We start from the raw sequence: 16,936 nt of genomic DNA, 5'->3' as shown, positions 1-16,936 counted from the left end.
TGCTAAAACTCTTCCCAATCATCTTCACTTATCGAACCGCCAGCCGTAATTGCGGCTGAAGACCCTGAGGTTGAGGTATGAGCTTTAGGTGAAGGCATCGCCGCTTTGGCCCCTTTATTAGGTGCGGTTGCTACTACACGGGGAGCATTTGAAGTGGACTGACTAGCGTTATGCGAATTTGAACTAGACAAGTGCCTTGCTGGCGTAGAAGACGACGCTTTTCGGGTTGCTTCATCTCCCGCAAACGAAACGCGTTCATTAGACTCGGCATTGGAATCCAACGTAAAGTTAGACACTTGGCGTTCTAAACCATTTGCTTGAGATCTCATGCTCTCGGCAGACGCCGCAGCCTCTTCCACAAGCGCCGCATTTTGTTGGGTCATTTCGTCCATTTGAGAAATGGTACGATTAATCTCATCAACGCCTGCCGCTTGCTGTGTAGAAGCCGCGGCAATCTCCGTCATGATAGAGTTTACTCGCTTAATCGAATCAACGATTTGCCCCATTGTTTCACCAGACTGTCCCACCAGCTCATTGCCATCGGCAATTTTAGAAACCGAGTCGGATATAAGCGCTTTAATATCCTTAGCCGCATTGGCGGAACGCTGTGCAAGGGTTCGTACTTCAGATGCCACAACAGCAAAGCCTCGCCCTTGTTCACCTGCACGTGCGGCTTCCACTGCGGCGTTCAATGCCAGAATATTTGTTTGGAAGGCGATGCCATCGATCACACCAATGATGTCGGAAATCTTCTGAGAGGACTCATTAATTGCCGTCATAGTTTCAACGACTTGATGGATCAAATCCCCCCCTGTGATAGCCACGCCCGCGGCCTCAGAAGCCAGCGTATTCGCTTCAGACGCATTATCTGCATTACGTCTCACCGTACTCGTAATTTCTTCCATACTGGACGCGGTTTCTTCCAAACTAGAGGCTTGAGTTTCTGTTCGATTCGAAAGATCCGAGTTCCCTTGGGCAATTTCTGAAGCCGCAACGTTGATGGTTTCCGCCGCAAACCTTAACTCGCCAATCATACTCGCCAAGTTTTCGCTCGTTTGATTACAATACGTTTTAAGATCATTAAATTGACCTTCATATTCTTGGGTAATTTTCTCCGTCAAATTACCATTTGAGAGCGCCATTAATACACGAGTTACATCCGATAAACCTTCATCGGCCGTCGTCATTAATTTATTCAGCGATTGCGCCATAAACAACATGAATTCATGCTTGCCTTCTTCTTTCGCTCTAACGGTAAAGTTTCCTCGTGCGGCCTCCCCAACAATTGAGCCAATTTCATTTTGTGCTTCGACTTCACTTGTAAGATCTAGCCACTCAACAACCGATCCTATGCGCTCATTTTCCTGACTGAAAATTGGATTCGCAAACACTCTAAAGTGCATACCTGCAAGCTCAAGATTAGACTCGTACGGTGAGTTTAGAGTTTCAGGTAAGATTGTTTGCTGACCCGACACATTAAATACATCAATACTCTGACCAACGATTGCGGATGCATCAAAACCAGAGATCACATCACGTAAACTGAGCTCAGCGTTTTTTAGCATTTTCTTCATTGAAGTATTGGCGTAGATGACTTTGCGCTCAGTACTCACAATAACGACATTTGTGCCCGCAGCATTTAAAGCCTGCTCGACCCGTGTGGTTTCCACTAGACGATCCGCGATTTCTTTAAGGTTAGCTTCGCGTTCCAGTTCTCCTTGATGCAAGCTTTCACTCATATCAACGACAGATTGATTTAATAGGCCAAATTCATCTTTGCGAGTATTATTGAGCGCCACTTCATAGTCACCATTCGCCACAGACCGGGCCGCCTCGCTCAAACTAGACAGCGCCACATTTAAATTTCGAAGAATAAAGACGGACGCAACGACGGCGAGTATAAGAAAACCAAATACAATCCCAAGGCTAGTAGCCAGCTCCACTTTTACATGTTCAACGCGCTCTAATAGAAGCTCTTTCATTAAATCTGAAGAATGTCGACTTAACAGGAACAATTCATCAATCACAACCGTCGCGTTATCAAAAAATGACTCTGCACTGTAGTTAGGTACGCCCTCGACCATAACGTAGGTTTGCGCGATGTCTAGCAGAGCCTGATAATCTTCATCGATTACCTTCGCTTCTCGATACAATTCATTCGCTCGCGGATCCCCTGTTGAATCGTAAGCCGCTTTTAAATTGTGTAGTAGTTCGATATGAGGTGCCTCAATGAAGGCTAACGCAGAAATGACCTTGCCAATTTGCTCTTGTGTGACGTAATCAGAAGCAAGCGCTCCGCTACCAAAACCACGAAGTCGTGCAATACCTTCAATCGATAAGGGCAAATTTAACTTAGAAGCCGTCGTCAGGTAGGCCGTTTCCTTAGACGAATCAAACATAAGTCCTGAATATTCAAGTACAAACGGAATATCTTCCGCAACAGCCTGCATAACTAAGCCAGTATGCGACGAGAAAGACTCAGATGGCGTAACCGCGCGAGATCGGACTTCACTTCTAAGTTGGTCAAAATTCACCTTAAGATGTTCAACATCTGTCACGATCGGGGAATTTGGGAATTGGGTTTTCATTTCTTGCAATACGGTCACATGAAACGCATCAATTTTCTGACCTAGTTGATCAATATCAGCACTTGATCGGCTAACATCATTGAGGAATATTGCCGACTTTCCTCTATGTTGTTGCAGTAATTTCACATACTCCAAGAGCATATTGGTCGGCTCAACCCCTAAGATTTCGCTATTCGCTTTCTCGAATATCAACATCTCTCGTTCAATCAAAAACTTAATCGGCACGCCAACGCTGATGGCAACCAAAATGCCAAGCAACACGAACTTGCGAGAGAGTTTAATGTTATTCATCCACTGCATAGTATGTGCTCCTATGTTTCCTTAACGTTCGGCATCAAAGAGGCCTAGTTCATCACTTGAAATGAGTTCATCACTTGAAATGAGTTCATCAATGTTTACGATAATGACCATATGGTCATCAACCGTTGCGAGACCACGTAAATAGCGGCTGTCGAATGCAGTACCAAACTCGGGAGGCGGCTTTATTCCTTCATCGTTCAACGCAACAACATCTGACACTGCGTCAACCACAATTCCTGCAATCCGAGTACCTACATTCAACATAATGACAATGGTCCACTCGTTATAAATAGGCTCACCTATCCCAAATTTGATTCGCAAATCAACGATGGGGACAATATCCCCTCTTAGGTTAATGACCCCTTTTATGTAGTCTGGTGCGTTTGCTATCTTAGTCGAGTCCTCGTAGCCTCGAATTTCTTTTACAGCCATGATATCGAGCGCGTACGTCTCATCACCAAGCACAAACGTAAGAAATTCCTCAGTAAGGGCCGAACTGATTACGTCTAATTCAATTAATGACATAAGCTCTTTCCTCCGGCGTTGGTTGGCTGACAAATCCTGTTAGAGAGTCCGCGTCGAGTATCAATGCAACACTCCCATCCCCCATAATCGTCGCGCCAGCAACACCTTGAACACGTTTATAATGCCGCTCTAAACTTTTAATCACGACTTGCTGTTGACCCAATAAACCCTCAACAACTAAGCCAAACCGATTATTTGCCGCTTCAACCAAAACGACAATGTGCTCGGTCAGGTCTTTCGCTGGCTCTTCATCAGCCAATACATGCCCCAAATCCACTAACGGCCAGTATTCTTCCCTAACCCAGAGCAAAGGCTTATTTTTCATGATTCGAATCTGGCTGCTTTCTGGTTGAAGGCTTTCCACAATGTTAGTGAGCGGTAAAACAAAAACCTGTTCCGCACTGCGAATACACATACCATCCAAAATCGCCAGAGTAAGAGGCAGGCTAATTTGAAATTTTGTCCCTACATTGTCTTCAGAGAAGATATCCACTCGCCCACCAAGTGATTCAATATTCTTACGGACGACATCCATCCCTACACCACGCCCAGAGACATCCGTTACCTCAGACGCGGTCGAGAAACCGGGTGCAAAAATAAGCCCCCATACCGCAGAATCAGTCAGTGGATCAGGCAGGCTAACGTTATTTTCCACGGCTTTTTGAAGAATTTTTTCTTTGTTCAAACCGCCACCGTCATCCCGGATTTCAATCACAATCTCCCCCCCACGTTGGCTGGCAGACAATGTCACCAAACCTTTAGCAGGCTTACCTTTTTCTTCTCGTTCGTGGGGTAGCTCTATACCATGATCAACACTGTTTCGAATAAGATGGGTTAAGGGATCCGAAATTTTTTCGATCAAGTTTTTGTCAATTTCAGTCGCGCCGCCTTCAACCACCAATTCGATTTGCTTATCGAGTTTTTTAGATAGATCTCGAACTAACCGAGGGAAACGATTAAACACCGTTGAAATTGGGAGCATTCGAACCGACATTACGGCTTCTTGAATCTCGCGCGTATTACGCTCTAATTCAGCAATGGCGATTTGCATTTTTTCCAAAAGGCTATCTTGAACGTCGTTACCAATAAGCTTGAGCATCGACTGCGTGATGACGAGCTCCCCAACTAAATTGACGAGCTTATCCACTTTCGTCGTCTCCACTCGAATACTGGTCGCTTCTCCGGTATTTTTACTTTGTTTGACGTTCTCTTGGTTTTTTACACCTTTAGAGACAGGAGCTGACGGCGGCGTAGAAGCAGTCGATGCTTGTTGGCTATTTGAAGAATTGGGCGCCGAAACGTCATGATTAGCAGAAGAATCGTTGAGATTGTCGAAGAAACCGTATGCTTCTTGATCACTTGATAAGGGTTGCTCATCGACCTTTTCAAAAAAACCGTACCCTTTAGATTCTCCGTTTTCTATGTCGGTCGCAGAGTCATCGTGTGACGACGGTTTTTTCTTAGCTTCTTCTTCCGTTATTTCGTTAAAGAATCCATAACAAACATCCTCGAATTCAGCATCCTCTGAGTTATGAGAATCGACGCCTTGATGCTCTTCGCTATTGTCTTTACTTTGCGCTAATAGCGGTTCAAAAAGTCCAAAACCGGGATCTTCGCTGTCTTCCAGAGTTTGATCAAAAAAGCCAAACGCATCGTCGTCTTCTAATTCTTTATTAATCGATGAATCGCTGGAATCTAAAGCACCGCTGTCTGTATTTGAAGGTGCAGTATTTGAAGGTGCAATATTCGAAGGTATAGTGTTTGATACATTATCAGAAGAGCTGCCGCTTACCCTTTCCAATTCTTGCTCTAATTTTGCCTTAGCCGTCTCTATCTCTGGGTAATCAATATCGGAACTAAAGCGGTAAGCGTCGAGAATGTTTTTTAAAACATCGACCGTTTCAAGCAACACAGTAATCAGAAGGTCATCCAATTTCAGTGTTTCATTTCTAGCGGAGTCAAGAATATTCTCCATGACGTGAGTCACCCCCGTCATGGCATGCAAACCAAACGTACCACTGCCACCCTTAATAGAGTGCGCCGCTCGGAATATACTATTAAGCTCTTCGATATCAGGCTCTTCTATATCAAAAGCAAGCAATAGAGTCTCCATTGCATCAATATGCTCTTGCGCTTCTTCAAAGAAGATTTCAGTAAACTGATTCATATCATCCATAGTTATTCCCTAACGACGCTAAAAAACACAACGGATACGTCCTGTTGTTTCTCAACCTCAGTGTTAAACTCCTCGGTGACTATCTGTTTGGCTATCTGGCTATCTGGCTATCTGGCTATCATGTGGCCTTCGAAACTATCGAACCACTTTTGCAACGACCTCTAACAGCTTTTTAGGATCAAATGGTTTTACCATCCATCCAGTCGCGCCTGCGGCTTTACCTTTCGCCTTCATAGCATCACTCGCTTCTGTGGTTAATACAATAAGCGGTACTCGGGCGTAGGCAGACATCGCTCGCAGTGATTTTATTAACGTTAACCCATCCATATTAGGCATATTTTGGTCTGTTAGAACGAAGTCGAATTTGGTAGTACGGCAAATATCTAATGCTTCACGCCCGTCTTTCGCCGTTTTTACTTGATATCCTCCGCCCTTCAAAGTTGCTTCTACCATTTGACGAACGGAAGGAGAGTCATCAACAACCAATAAATTCTTATTCATAATCCCTCTCTGTATCTAAACATCACTTTCGTAGTATTAAGCTCTTCATCATAAAAAAACTGATCACTGAGTTTTTTACATAATTTAAGGCCACGTCCATTTAACGAGTCGATAAATGAAGTTTCTGTTTTTTCTAACTGGTAACCTCTGCCTGTATCATAAACATTTACAAACAAAGACTGTTTTAGTTCATTCCATTCAAATGTAATTTCGACTTTATCTTCTCTACCTAACAATGAAAGTTTTGATTTTTTCTCTTCCATAAATAAAGCATAGTCACTAATTTTATTTTTTGCATCAAAACCTAATACTCCATGCTCCACAGAGTTTGAATACAACTCACTAACCACGGTAAAAACTCGCTGACAAAACGGTTTAACGAGCCCTTGGGACTCTATAAAGTCGGCCACTTTAATTGGTAAAGTTTCATTTTTGATAGAATTCCCTAACAAAGAAAATGTAATTTTGAAATCACCGTAAACCGGATCAACCGTATCCGAGGATAAATCCAAATATTCCTTCACCCCTTCTATATTTATAATGCACACCGTCATATCATCAAGATCTTCATCACAGCCTTTATCAAGCATTTTCATATGTGAAATGATCGTTTCAGACTCAAGGGGTAAATTTGAAACATAGTGATAAGCATCAGAAAAAGTCATCAACTTGTTATTCACTTCTTTATTTTCAATGACGCCGTCACTCATCATGATTAGATGGGTAAAATCTGACATAGGAATGGTTTCAATATTTTTATCCAGACTATCGGCGGGCAACACGCCGATAGCCATATTGGACGACTTTACGCGTTTAGAAATAGCCTTTCCTTTCATCATTAACACATCTGGCATACCCGCGTTCCAGACACGAATGTCATCCTGAATCGGTCGGACCTCGATAATAATCGACGCCACGAATCGGTTCCCGGGAATCAGTTGAATGTGCTTTGCGCTGATCTCATTGATAATAGCGGACATCGTAAAACCCTTTGAAACGACCGCATTAAAGGTTGATACCAATGGATAGATAGTGAGAGCAGCCGCCATTCCATGCCCTGTTGCATCGGCCAAGATAATATAAATTGAACCAGAAGGTGACAGAGCTGACACTAAAATATCGCCACAAAATCGTCCATGAGAATAGTGAGCACTATCCACACTTTCTATATTCGTGAGCTGGGTCGATAAAATATGGTCGTAGACATAAAATGCGAGTTTTTCTTCTTGATATTTCTCGTCCATTAACCTTGCATAATTTGAATTTGCATTAATCAACTCTTTTCTGTTACTTACGTTTCGCAGTAAACTAACGACTTTATTCTTAAAAATATCGTAATCAATTGGTTTAATGACAAAATCACTAATTCCTATTTTAAAAAAACGTCCAATCTCCTTCCCATCATATTCCTCAGAAACAAGAACAACGACTGCATCGCTGTTTTCGTAAAATAGATAATTAACAAAACTGAAAAGAAGGTCGTATTTTAGATCCGCATCAAATATATATATATCAAACACTTTATTCTTTATAGCACTATACAAATCCTCGATAGTATTTTCCGAATAGACATCAATATTAACGGATTCCAATGCGCCGCTTATAAGGCGTCGTGTCGTTCTTGATTCTTCTAAAACAAGTGCAGAATATAGTCTATTCATATTGATATAGGTTTTTGAAATTTGCCATATCCAAAATATCTTTTGCCGTACCGTCTAAGTTCTTAATAACTCCCTTTTTAGAACACTCATGCAGCTTACGATACAATAAAACCATCATCCCCAAAGCGGAAGAATCAACATAAAGCACATTTGAAAAGTCTAGTATTACAGTGGATCCAGATTGCACCCCATTTTCATATTCTGCGGTAAACCACTTATGGGTACTAAAATCAAACCTCTCTGGTATCCGTATCACAAAATCACTCATTTCTTCCTCCTAATTATTTTAAAATAAGTCGATTTCACCGCTCTCTATATTTTCTTGAGAAACAGGGTTGTACTGTTTACTCGTTTGCTCTTTGATCGCGGTAAGTCGTTCCTTCAACGAAGCCTCTAGCTCATCGACAGAAGTGAGTTCATGGAATCCTTTTAGGCTTTCAACAATAAAACCTAACGTTTCCACCACGTATTTCACGTTTTGAGAGTTAATGTCATCGAACTGAAGCCCTCTTGTTGCACCAAAAAATGCCTCTTCTAACTGACCCGATAAACCTCCTAGCCTCAATGAAACGTGAGCGTCTGATTCGGCCTTTTCAATAATATGATCCAACGCGGTGCGCATGCTCTTTTTGGCTTCCATTATGTAAGTAACGTCATGAGCTGCGAGCTTTTCCATTGATTTGGTTAAGTCCGATATTTGGCTTTGCATCTTATTTAGTCGAGATTGAATATCGATACTGAACCCTGCAGACCGATTCGATAACGTCCGAACCTCGTCCGCGACGACAGCAAAACCTCGCCCAGCTTCTCCCGCTCTGGCGGCCTCAATCGCGGCATTCAGTGCCAGTAAATTCGTTTGTTCTGCTATGTCGTCAATGTCTTTTAGCGCTTTTACGATTTCTGGCATTTGATTGTTGATTTGCGATGTTTTCGCTAGCAACTCCATGGAAGACGCGGACATCTCAACCGTTGAGTTTATGAATTTATCGAGTGTGGAGGACGTATGAGCAGCAAACTCTCTCATAACATCACTGTACATTTTGTCGCCCTCACTTCGATTGTCATCAATCAGTGATTGAATACAATCGGATTGCGTCGACATCAACTCATTAACCTCTTCGAAAGACTTCGAAAGCAACTGAACCGCACTCTCTTGCGTACTGAGTACTTTTTCCAGGTCATCGGAACAGAGTGTGAGTATGGGAAGGATTTCTTCGTGGACAACGCGGTCGCGACGCTCTTGCATATCGCTAGTTTCAGGCACATGATTATCACCCACATCAGAGTGAGATCCTCTTTCTGATGTGCTCGCAAGACCGTTCTCTGAGGCGTAACCAAACGTCGCACTGCTTCTACTCAACAGATAGAATGTCAGCAGGCCAGATACTGCAATCAATACAATGGCGTACCAACTGTAGCCAAAAAAGTTCAGAAACAATGCAAGCGCGCATCCACTAATAAATACGAAAGCATGTGGAAACATATAAACATCCTTTAGGTTCCATCTTAAGCGTTATGACATAGTAAGAGGTGCTAATAGCGTCGTTCCACCGGCTACAATATACCGAATTTACGACGCCCTCTTTACGCTCGTTCCTTACTAGCACGAGCCAATTTTCAGTCCTTTTGAATCCTACATAATGCCATTCGCAGAACTACTATCGAATACTTCGATGCGCGATTCATGGATCTATTCTAAACGTAGACCGAGATTGACAAAGGCTCAAACCAAATATGCGAATTTATTTAGATTTCGCTTATATATTGCTTATCCAGAGGCTTTTGGAGAAAAATAGAAAGGCTTGCATGGCGAAATTTTATGACGCTATGCGCTAAATTTATAAGCTTAAAGCAGAGAAATGTAGAAAAAGAGAAAAGTTACCAGAGACATCATTAACAACTTGAAACTTTGTTAACGATGCCTCCATCAGAAAAAGCACATTCAAAAAAAGTTATTGAAACAATCAATGATCAGCAGACAATACGTATCCGCTGAAAGCACTATAGCAAAGCGTTTATCATTTCCTGCGTGACCAGCACAATGCCGTCACTGCTGCGATAAAAGCGTTCCGCATCTAACGCGGCATCTTCGCCAATCACGATGCCTTCAGGTATTTTCGTATCGGTATCGACAATGACACGATCTAGACGACAATGACGGCCAATATCACAACCAGGCAAAATCACACTCTTTTTGACATGTGAATAAGAATTTACCCTGACATTATTAAACAAAATCGATTGCTCTACGGTCGAGCCTGACACAATACAACCCGCTGACACGACAGAGTTTAATGCCGTCCCAATGCGTTCTTCATAGTTGTAATTAAACTTAGCAGCAGGCCTCTGGTATTGAGCAGTTCGAATTGGCCAACCTTCATCATACAAGTCCAACTCAGGCACCAACTTTGTCAAATCCATATTCGATTCCCAATACGCTGCTAACGTACCCACGTCTCGCCAATAAGCTCGATCTGGGTAGTTTTCATTTGGAATAGAACTTCGACTAAAGTGATGCGCTTTAATTTTACTTGAACCAACAAAATACGGGATCAGGTCTTTACCAAAGTCATGGCTAGACGTTAGGCTCTCTGCATCAACCTGAAGATGGCTTTGTAAAAACTTCGCGTTAAATAAGTAGATCCCCATACTGGCAAGAGAAACATTAGGATTACCAGGCATAGTCGGAGGGTTAGACGGCTTTTCCTCAAACGCGATGATATTGTCGCTTTCATCAACGTGCATAATACCGAATTGATCTGCCTCATTTACTGGCACCTCAATACACGCAACAGAAACATCCGCCCCGCTTTCGATATGCTCTTTCAACATGATGCTATAATCTTGCTTATAAACATGATCACCAGCAAGAATCAAAACGTATTCACTTTTAGATTCATTGATCATCTTGAGGTTTTGGTACACCGCATCGGCGGTTCCCCGATACCAGTCACTTCCTGTTTGCTGTTGTGCCGGCCAAAGTTCAATGAACTCATTGAAGTCTGAACGCAGGAAATTCCAACCTCGTTGGACATGTTGATTTAAAGTATGTGAACGATATTGCGTGAGAACGGCAATTTTACGCATACCAGAGTTAATGCAGTTAGACAGAGGAAAATCGATAATCTTATATTTCCCCGCGATAGGCACTGCAGGTTTAGAACGATTATCAGTTAGTTGTTTAAGACGGGAACCGCGCCCTCCGGCCAAGATTAGCGAGAGGGTTTTCATTCGAGCAGTATTTAAATCCATATTTAACCCTTAAATGCGTTAGGCTAACTCTACTATCTTTCCTAATTAGGTATACTCTTATACTATCGCCGAATCAATAAGATACCTTTAAGAAGATGAAGATACTATTCGCAGCCTCTGAAATATACCCACTTATCAAAACTGGCGGACTTGCCGATGTAGCAGGCTCACTTCCTGTCGCGCTACGCAAACAGGGGCATGATGCCCGAATGATCATGCCCGCCTATAACAGCATACTTGATAAAGTTGCTCCTATTCATAATAGCACCAATCTTGGAAATCCGTTTGGCGTCGGCGATATAATTTTGTTGGAGTCCTGTATACAAGACTCTGATACGCCGATATATCTCGTTCAATGCCAAAGCATGTATGAAAGAGAGCACGGTCCTTATTTAGACGCAAACGGCAACGATTTTGAAGATAACCACTTGAGATTTGGTATCTTATCTTGGGTAAGCGCAATGCTCTCTCAATACGGCACTCTGATGGGATGGCAGCCCGACATACTGCACTTAAATGACTGGCAGACTGGGTTCGCGGCGGCTTATTTAGCAAGCTGGAAAACAGATCATATCCCTATCGTAACCACCGTTCACAATCTGCGCTACAACGGCAGTTTTAACATGAGCAAGTGGGCAACAATGCGTCTTTCATCTGACCTTTTGTCCCTTCACGGAATGGAGTTCTACGGAAATTTTTCTGGATTAAAGGCAGGACTTGTTTTTGCCGATGCCGTGACCACCGTCAGCCCAACGTACGCTGCTGAAATTTTAACGCCCGAATATGGCGATGGCCTAGATGGTACTCTTCGCTCTATGAAAGACCGGCTTCATGGTATTTTAAACGGTGTAGATTATGATCAATGGTCTCCTGCAAAAGATACCTATATAGCAAAGAATTACGGCATCAACTCAATCGAAGACAAGCTGGAGAACAAACTCGCACTATTAAGAGAATGTGGCCTTCCCGAAGACCCGAGTAAACCTATCTTTGGCATCGTATCAAGATTAACGGAGCAAAAAGGCTTAGATTTAGTGCTTGACGCTATTCCTTCGGTTTTAGATAGAGGCGGCGTATTAATTGTTTTGGGCTCTGGCGACAAAGCGTTAGAACAAGCCTATGTAGACCTTTCGGCTCAATACCCAAATCAAGTACATGTCCGCATAGGGTATGACGAAGCCTACTCTCATCGAGTACAAGCCGGAAGCGACGTCTTTTTAATTCCATCCCGATTCGAGCCGTGCGGCTTAACGCAACTGTACGCGTTGAAATATGGAACACTTCCGCTGGTAAGAAAAACAGGAGGGCTTGCGGATACGGTATTTGAAGAAGGCGATAGCGCAAATGGTTTTGTTTTTAACGATGCAACAGCGCAATCGCTACAGGCCTGTTTGGACAGATGTATGTCTGTTTTCTCCGATTTAAATCACTGGCGCAGACTTCAACACTCAGCCATGTCCTACGATTTCAGCTGGGAGCAAACCACAGACAAATGGGAAGCGCTTTACCATAGCTTATTGCGCTAAAAAACAGTTGAAATAGATCGAAAGACAATTGATCAAAAGAGCGTGTTTCCAATACAAAAAATGGCAATGGAAACACGCTCTTTTTATTTTTCGCTAGTCGCGACTTCCGCTTTATCTGCCCAATTAGCTAGGCCGCGAGCAAGTGCCTTGTCATTAAAACCTTCTCGCTTCATATTTCTAAGCGCTAGCGCTATTTTCTGACGTATTTCAAACGTATTACATTCAGACTTCTTAGAAATCGTTAGAAACAGTCCTTCACTACTGATTGCAGGCTGACGCGCGGTAATTCTGTCTTGAACCTTCATCATTGTCGCGTAGGCTTGCCCTGGGTTTTGCTCGTATAGCGCATAATCCACACGGCCCGCTTCCAACATTTTAATCGCCTGCGAAAGACTCGCGACGGACAAAATATTCAAATTTTCTCGAGCAAACGCATCGAAGCTTTGTCCGAAACTGTTATTAATAACCGTTACACCCCAGTGACCCACTAAATCTTCTTTCTTATTGTACTCAAATTTTTGATTCACATTTTGCCAAACAACACTCGTTGTATGCAGCATAGTCGGAGAAAAGTAGTCCATATATTCCGATCGTTCATTGGTATAAAACGCACCGGCCATTAAATCAACTCGCCCAGCTTTCACTTCAGACTGAGCTCGAGACCAAGGACCAACATGAACGACCTCAATATTAAGCTTGGTTCTGCGACCAATCTCTTCGAGGATAATGACATTCGCGCCCAATAATTTATTATTGTGCCCACTCTCACGCCACAAAAAAGGGGGATACTCGGAATTACCCGTTGCAGTAAGGGATGTACAACTGACCGTTTCTTCAGAATCAGTTGAACTGGCTGTCGCAAGTGATGTAAAAGAAGCGCAAATTACGCTCAGAAAAAAAGCTAACAATCTCATATTTAATATTTTTTGGCCTTGGTTACAAAAGGAGCTCCACATTTTTTAGTTGTCCTCCTGACGACCTCGACGACACAATTTGTTTCATGTCTTAGGCTATGAACCAAAAGTTCGCAATCCATTACAGACTATTTCACAAATAAAAACAACACCTTAAGTAAAATAAGGTAGGATTTAAAACATCCAGATACAAGCTCTCTTCTCATCTGGTTGCGTACCAGTAATAAATGCCAAGGTTATTTTGTTATCGCAACGGTCTGCCGCGATTTCAAATTCATCCTCCAAAACAGTCGCACGCGACGCTCCTTTTGGTAACTGATCGGACAAGGAGTTTTGAGAATAACGCTTAGCGAAGTCAATCCACACCTTTTGAGCGCCTGAACTCCCTGTTATCGACATTGGCAAGTTTTTATCCAGCCCTAACCAAATCGTTGATACTGTATCTTCGGTTATAGAAACATACCAACTGTCTCGTTGATTGTTGGTTGTGCCCGTTTTTGCTGCAAACCTCAAACTAGGAAATACGTTTTGAGCCGCCTTAGCTGTTCCCAATTTGGGTACCAATACCATCCCTTCACGAGCAACGGCTAGGGCGCTGGCTGTAAAAGGCACACTGCCCTTTCGATTAAAACGCTTGTGTACCTGACCATCTTGACCTAACACAGCAAGAACAATGCCTAGTTCACTGCTTTCCCCAAGTGAGGCGATAGGCTGATACAAGCGCGCAACCTCAAACGGCGACAGTTCTATTGCTCCCAATGCAACAGAAGGCACCATTCTAAACGGTCGCTTAACGCCTAAATCTTTTAATACCTGCTCCACTCTCGAAAAACCAATTTTGGTTACTAAATCAATCGTAGCAAGGTTATACGATTTAGCCAGTGCCATATAAAGAGGCACTTCACCGTGCTCTTTACGGTCATAGTTTTCAGGACGCCATACATTGCCGCCCAAATTAATGGATTGCCGCTTGTCTTCCACTCTACTCCACCAAGTAAAACGCCCGCTCGCTAATGCACTCAAATAAATTGGGGGTTTCACTAAAGAGCCGATTGGCCGAACAGCACCAAGCGCTCTGTTAAACCCGGTATACACGCGTTGAGTGGATCCGACAATCGCTTTTACGTAGCCTGTCTCGCGATCCGTAACGACCATCGCGCCTTGGAGTTGCTTCAATGCGTTATCTCTCTTAGAAATACGTTTCGCACTCTCCCGCAATGCGCTCGTCGCCGCTCGTTGTGCACGTACATCAATGCCGGTGTAAATTTTTAAATTCTCGGTCGCTAATACTGAACGGTCAAAATCACGTTCAAGCTGCATTTGAACAACATCCAGATAGTCGCCAAACATAGAACGTTGTTTATTGGTTTGACTCAAGCGAATCGGTTCTCTCTTCAGTATTCGCGCGTCTGCAACCTCAAGCTTTTGCTGCTCAACCAACAAATTAATAACAACGTTACGCCGCTCTTTCGCCCTCTCTGTGTTGCGCTTAGGGTTATAAAGAGAGGGGCCTTTTACCATACCAACCAGTAAAGCATATTCACTGATGTTAAGTTCTTTTAACGGGCGCCCGAAAAAATAGCGACTGGCTGCTGCGAAGCCTCGTAACTCTCTACTCCCAAGTTGAGCAAGGTATACCTCGTTCATATAAGCGGTGAGGATTTCTTGCTTACTATAATGGTACTCCAACAAAAGACTCATGAAGACTTCGGTAATTTTACGGGTGTACGTACGTTCCGATGTGAGGAACATATTCTTAACCAATTGCTGAGTTAAAGTAGAACCACCTTGAACCCGACTTCCATGACTTACGTTCACCCACGCCGCACGAGCGATCCCCATCAAACTGATTCCATGATGGCTAAAGAAGTTTCTATCTTCCGTCGCAGTTAATATTTCAATGAGAGTAGATGGAATCTGCTCATAGGTTAAAATCTCTCGCTGTTCAGAACTACCACCATAGAGATAGCCGATCACTTGAGGTTCTAAATAGGCCGTTTTAACAGGAGCTCCTGTCAAACTCTGTATTTTCAGCACGCCATTCGGGAAAGAAAAAATAAGACGCTGGCCTTTATGCTGACCATCGGCATTCGTGTAGGGGCGCAAGTTAGCGCTGACTTTAGTTCGGCTTCTTGCTGCCCAACCGACTTCTTGGCTGTTCTTGCCAAACCGATAGCCGGCATCATTTAGCAAGTCTTCTAGCTCTTTTTTGGTCCATCGAGAGCCAGATTTCAAGACCACCGGCGCGCTGTAAACCTCAGAAGGCACTTGCCATTTTTGCCCTTCAAATCGATTCGTTACTTCCTGATCTAAAACCCAAAGCCACCCCATAAAAGGTAGCAAGGCAATACAACCTAAAAGCAATAGCCACTTAAACCAAAAAGCAAACGCTCGCTTCAACCATGATGGCTTAGTCGGCTTTTTCTTTCTTGCAGGTGGGCGCTTTCGTGTCGTTTTACGAGGCTTAGCGGAGCGGCTATTTGAACGTGCAGGGGTATTTCGTTTTGTCATGGCAACGCAGTATAGAGATGCAACGAAATTGAATCAATCCAAGCAGACACAAGCGTCATTTGATTGCTATCGCATATGAGAGGCACATGAGTGACACAAGAGTCAGGCAAGCCCCAATACACACCAATAAGCGCGAGTTAAAAGTAAAAACTAATTTTTTTGAAAATAAGGAAAGTTTCAGCAGTTAATCAACAATATGACTTAATGCAGTCATCGACCTAACCGCCGTTATGGGCCGGTAATTTATTGATCTAGGTTAATAAATTAATTCCCAGAAGGCGTACTTTGACAACACTTACTACGTTGCATCAAAGGAGCACATCATGAATTTAACGAAAACGGTAGCACTTGCTTCTCTATTAACCAGCGCCACATTAGCCTCTACAGGTGTACTGGCTCACGAGGCTGGATCTTGGCTCGTTCGAGGCGGTTTAGGCACGGTCATCCCTCAAGAAAGCAGCGACGATGTGGCTGGCAGCGGCGAGCTTGAAATCGATGACAATACGCAAATTGCCGCTACGTTGTCTTATATGTTTACTGACAATATTGGCTTTGAAGTACTCGCAGCCACCCCATTTACGCATGAAGTAAAAACAAACGGGCTGGGAAAAATAGCCGAAGTTTCTCACCTTCCACCGTCCTTCATGGCGCAATACTATTTTGGACAAGCCGATAGCGAAATCCGCCCGTACCTCGGAGCAGGCTTAAACTACACCGTCTTCTTCGACGAAAAAAGCTACGGAAAAATAAAAGGCAGTGACGTAGAGTTAGATGATTCGTTTGGACTGGCAGCACAAGCGGGTATTGACGTGAGTATCAATGACAAATGGTTTGCCAACGCGTCTATTTGGTACATTGACATAGATACCACGGTAAAAGTAAAAGGCGTTGGAAACTTCGATACTGAAATCGACCCTATTGTTGCCATGATTTCAGCGGGTTATACGTTTTAAGATCCTACTTATTTAGAAAAAAACCTCTT

The 16,936-nt window shown here is 43.2% G+C and carries 12 protein-coding genes; 2 read left to right on the top strand and 10 right to left on the bottom strand.

The window, feature by feature from the left end; all coding sequences use genetic code 11:
- Positions 1-2: 2 nt before the first annotated feature.
- From MARME_RS22780 to glgC, 8 genes are all read right to left on the bottom strand, one after another.
- Positions 3-2,888, bottom strand: coding sequence for a methyl-accepting chemotaxis protein (locus tag MARME_RS22780; protein ID WP_013660282.1), 2,886 nt, complete (start codon positions 2,886-2,888; stop codon positions 3-5).
- Between the two features lie 21 nt (positions 2,889-2,909).
- The gene (locus MARME_RS05570; protein WP_013660281.1) at positions 2,910-3,413 is read right to left on the bottom strand and encodes a chemotaxis protein CheW; all 504 of its coding nucleotides are present in this window, start codon (positions 3,411-3,413) and stop codon (positions 2,910-2,912) included.
- Positions 3,400-5,589: a chemotaxis protein CheA gene (locus tag MARME_RS05565; RefSeq protein ID WP_013660280.1), complete on the bottom strand. Its 2,190-nt coding sequence runs from the start codon at positions 5,587-5,589 to the stop codon at positions 3,400-3,402. Before MARME_RS05565 ends, MARME_RS05570 begins: the two co-directional genes overlap by 14 nt.
- Positions 5,590-5,724: 135 nt before the next feature.
- Positions 5,725-6,090 (bottom strand): response regulator, encoded by a 366-nt coding sequence (locus MARME_RS05560; protein ID WP_013660279.1) that lies wholly within the window; start codon positions 6,088-6,090, stop codon positions 5,725-5,727.
- Positions 6,087-7,751: a SpoIIE family protein phosphatase gene (locus MARME_RS05555; RefSeq protein ID WP_013660278.1), complete on the bottom strand. Its 1,665-nt coding sequence runs from the start codon at positions 7,749-7,751 to the stop codon at positions 6,087-6,089. Before MARME_RS05555 ends, MARME_RS05560 begins: the two co-directional genes overlap by 4 nt.
- Positions 7,744-8,019 carry an STAS domain-containing protein gene (locus MARME_RS05550; protein WP_013660277.1) on the bottom strand — a complete coding sequence of 92 codons (276 nt, stop codon included), beginning with the start codon at positions 8,017-8,019 and terminating at the stop codon, positions 7,744-7,746. Before MARME_RS05550 ends, MARME_RS05555 begins: the two co-directional genes overlap by 8 nt.
- Before the next feature lie 18 nt (positions 8,020-8,037).
- Complete coding sequence (locus MARME_RS05545; protein WP_013660276.1) at positions 8,038-9,234, bottom strand: methyl-accepting chemotaxis protein; 1,197 nt, start codon at positions 9,232-9,234, stop codon at positions 8,038-8,040.
- Positions 9,235-9,752: 518 nt separating this feature from the next.
- Positions 9,753-11,003 (bottom strand): glucose-1-phosphate adenylyltransferase, encoded by a 1,251-nt coding sequence (gene glgC / locus MARME_RS05540; RefSeq protein WP_013660275.1) that lies wholly within the window; start codon positions 11,001-11,003, stop codon positions 9,753-9,755.
- A gap of 95 nt (positions 11,004-11,098) precedes the next feature.
- Here glgC and glgA point away from each other — a divergent pair, with 95 nt between their 5' ends.
- Entirely contained in the window at positions 11,099-12,529 is a 1,431-nt protein-coding gene (gene glgA / locus MARME_RS05535) for a glycogen synthase GlgA (RefSeq protein ID WP_013660274.1), read from the top strand.
- Positions 12,530-12,612: 83 nt separating this feature from the next.
- On the opposite strand, the gene MARME_RS05530 is transcribed toward glgA, so the two are convergent.
- Positions 12,613-13,443 carry a substrate-binding periplasmic protein gene (locus MARME_RS05530; RefSeq protein WP_041648257.1) on the bottom strand — a complete coding sequence of 277 codons (831 nt, stop codon included), beginning with the start codon at positions 13,441-13,443 and terminating at the stop codon, positions 12,613-12,615.
- A 174-nt stretch (positions 13,444-13,617) separates the two neighbouring features.
- Positions 13,618-15,954 carry a transglycosylase domain-containing protein gene (locus MARME_RS05525; protein ID WP_013660272.1) on the bottom strand — a complete coding sequence of 779 codons (2,337 nt, stop codon included), beginning with the start codon at positions 15,952-15,954 and terminating at the stop codon, positions 13,618-13,620.
- A gap of 323 nt (positions 15,955-16,277) precedes the next feature.
- Here MARME_RS05525 and MARME_RS05520 point away from each other — a divergent pair, with 323 nt between their 5' ends.
- Positions 16,278-16,907, top strand: a complete 630-nt coding sequence (locus tag MARME_RS05520) for an OmpW family outer membrane protein (RefSeq protein ID WP_013660271.1) — start codon at positions 16,278-16,280, stop codon at positions 16,905-16,907.
- Positions 16,908-16,936: the final 29 nt, after the last annotated feature.

The organism is Marinomonas mediterranea MMB-1, assembly GCF_000192865.1.
Classification (GTDB): domain Bacteria; phylum Pseudomonadota; class Gammaproteobacteria; order Pseudomonadales; family Marinomonadaceae; genus Marinomonas; species Marinomonas mediterranea.
The sequence above is the reverse complement of the archived record's forward strand: the minus strand, read 5'-3'. Positions and strand labels throughout refer to the sequence as shown.

Bases quoted from the DNA above. Each gene is read 5' to 3' on its own strand.
- MARME_RS22780 (WP_013660282.1), bottom strand. From the start codon at position 2,888: ATGCAGTGGATGAATAACATTAAACTCTCTCGCAAGTTCGTGTTGCTT.
- MARME_RS05570 (WP_013660281.1), bottom strand. From the start codon at position 3,413: ATGTCATTAATTGAATTAGACGTAATCAGTTCGGCCCTTACTGAGGAA.
- MARME_RS05565 (WP_013660280.1), bottom strand. From the start codon at position 5,589: ATGGATGATATGAATCAGTTTACTGAAATCTTCTTTGAAGAAGCGCAA.
- MARME_RS05560 (WP_013660279.1), bottom strand. From the start codon at position 6,090: ATGAATAAGAATTTATTGGTTGTTGATGACTCTCCTTCCGTTCGTCAA.
- MARME_RS05555 (WP_013660278.1), bottom strand. From the start codon at position 7,751: ATGAATAGACTATATTCTGCACTTGTTTTAGAAGAATCAAGAACGACA.
- MARME_RS05550 (WP_013660277.1), bottom strand. From the start codon at position 8,019: ATGAGTGATTTTGTGATACGGATACCAGAGAGGTTTGATTTTAGTACC.
- MARME_RS05545 (WP_013660276.1), bottom strand. From the start codon at position 9,234: ATGTTTCCACATGCTTTCGTATTTATTAGTGGATGCGCGCTTGCATTG.
- glgC (WP_013660275.1), bottom strand. From the start codon at position 11,003: ATGGATTTAAATACTGCTCGAATGAAAACCCTCTCGCTAATCTTGGCC.
- glgA (WP_013660274.1), top strand. From the start codon at position 11,099: ATGAAGATACTATTCGCAGCCTCTGAAATATACCCACTTATCAAAACT.
- MARME_RS05530 (WP_041648257.1), bottom strand. From the start codon at position 13,443: ATGAGATTGTTAGCTTTTTTTCTGAGCGTAATTTGCGCTTCTTTTACA.
- MARME_RS05525 (WP_013660272.1), bottom strand. From the start codon at position 15,954: ATGACAAAACGAAATACCCCTGCACGTTCAAATAGCCGCTCCGCTAAG.
- MARME_RS05520 (WP_013660271.1), top strand. From the start codon at position 16,278: ATGAATTTAACGAAAACGGTAGCACTTGCTTCTCTATTAACCAGCGCC.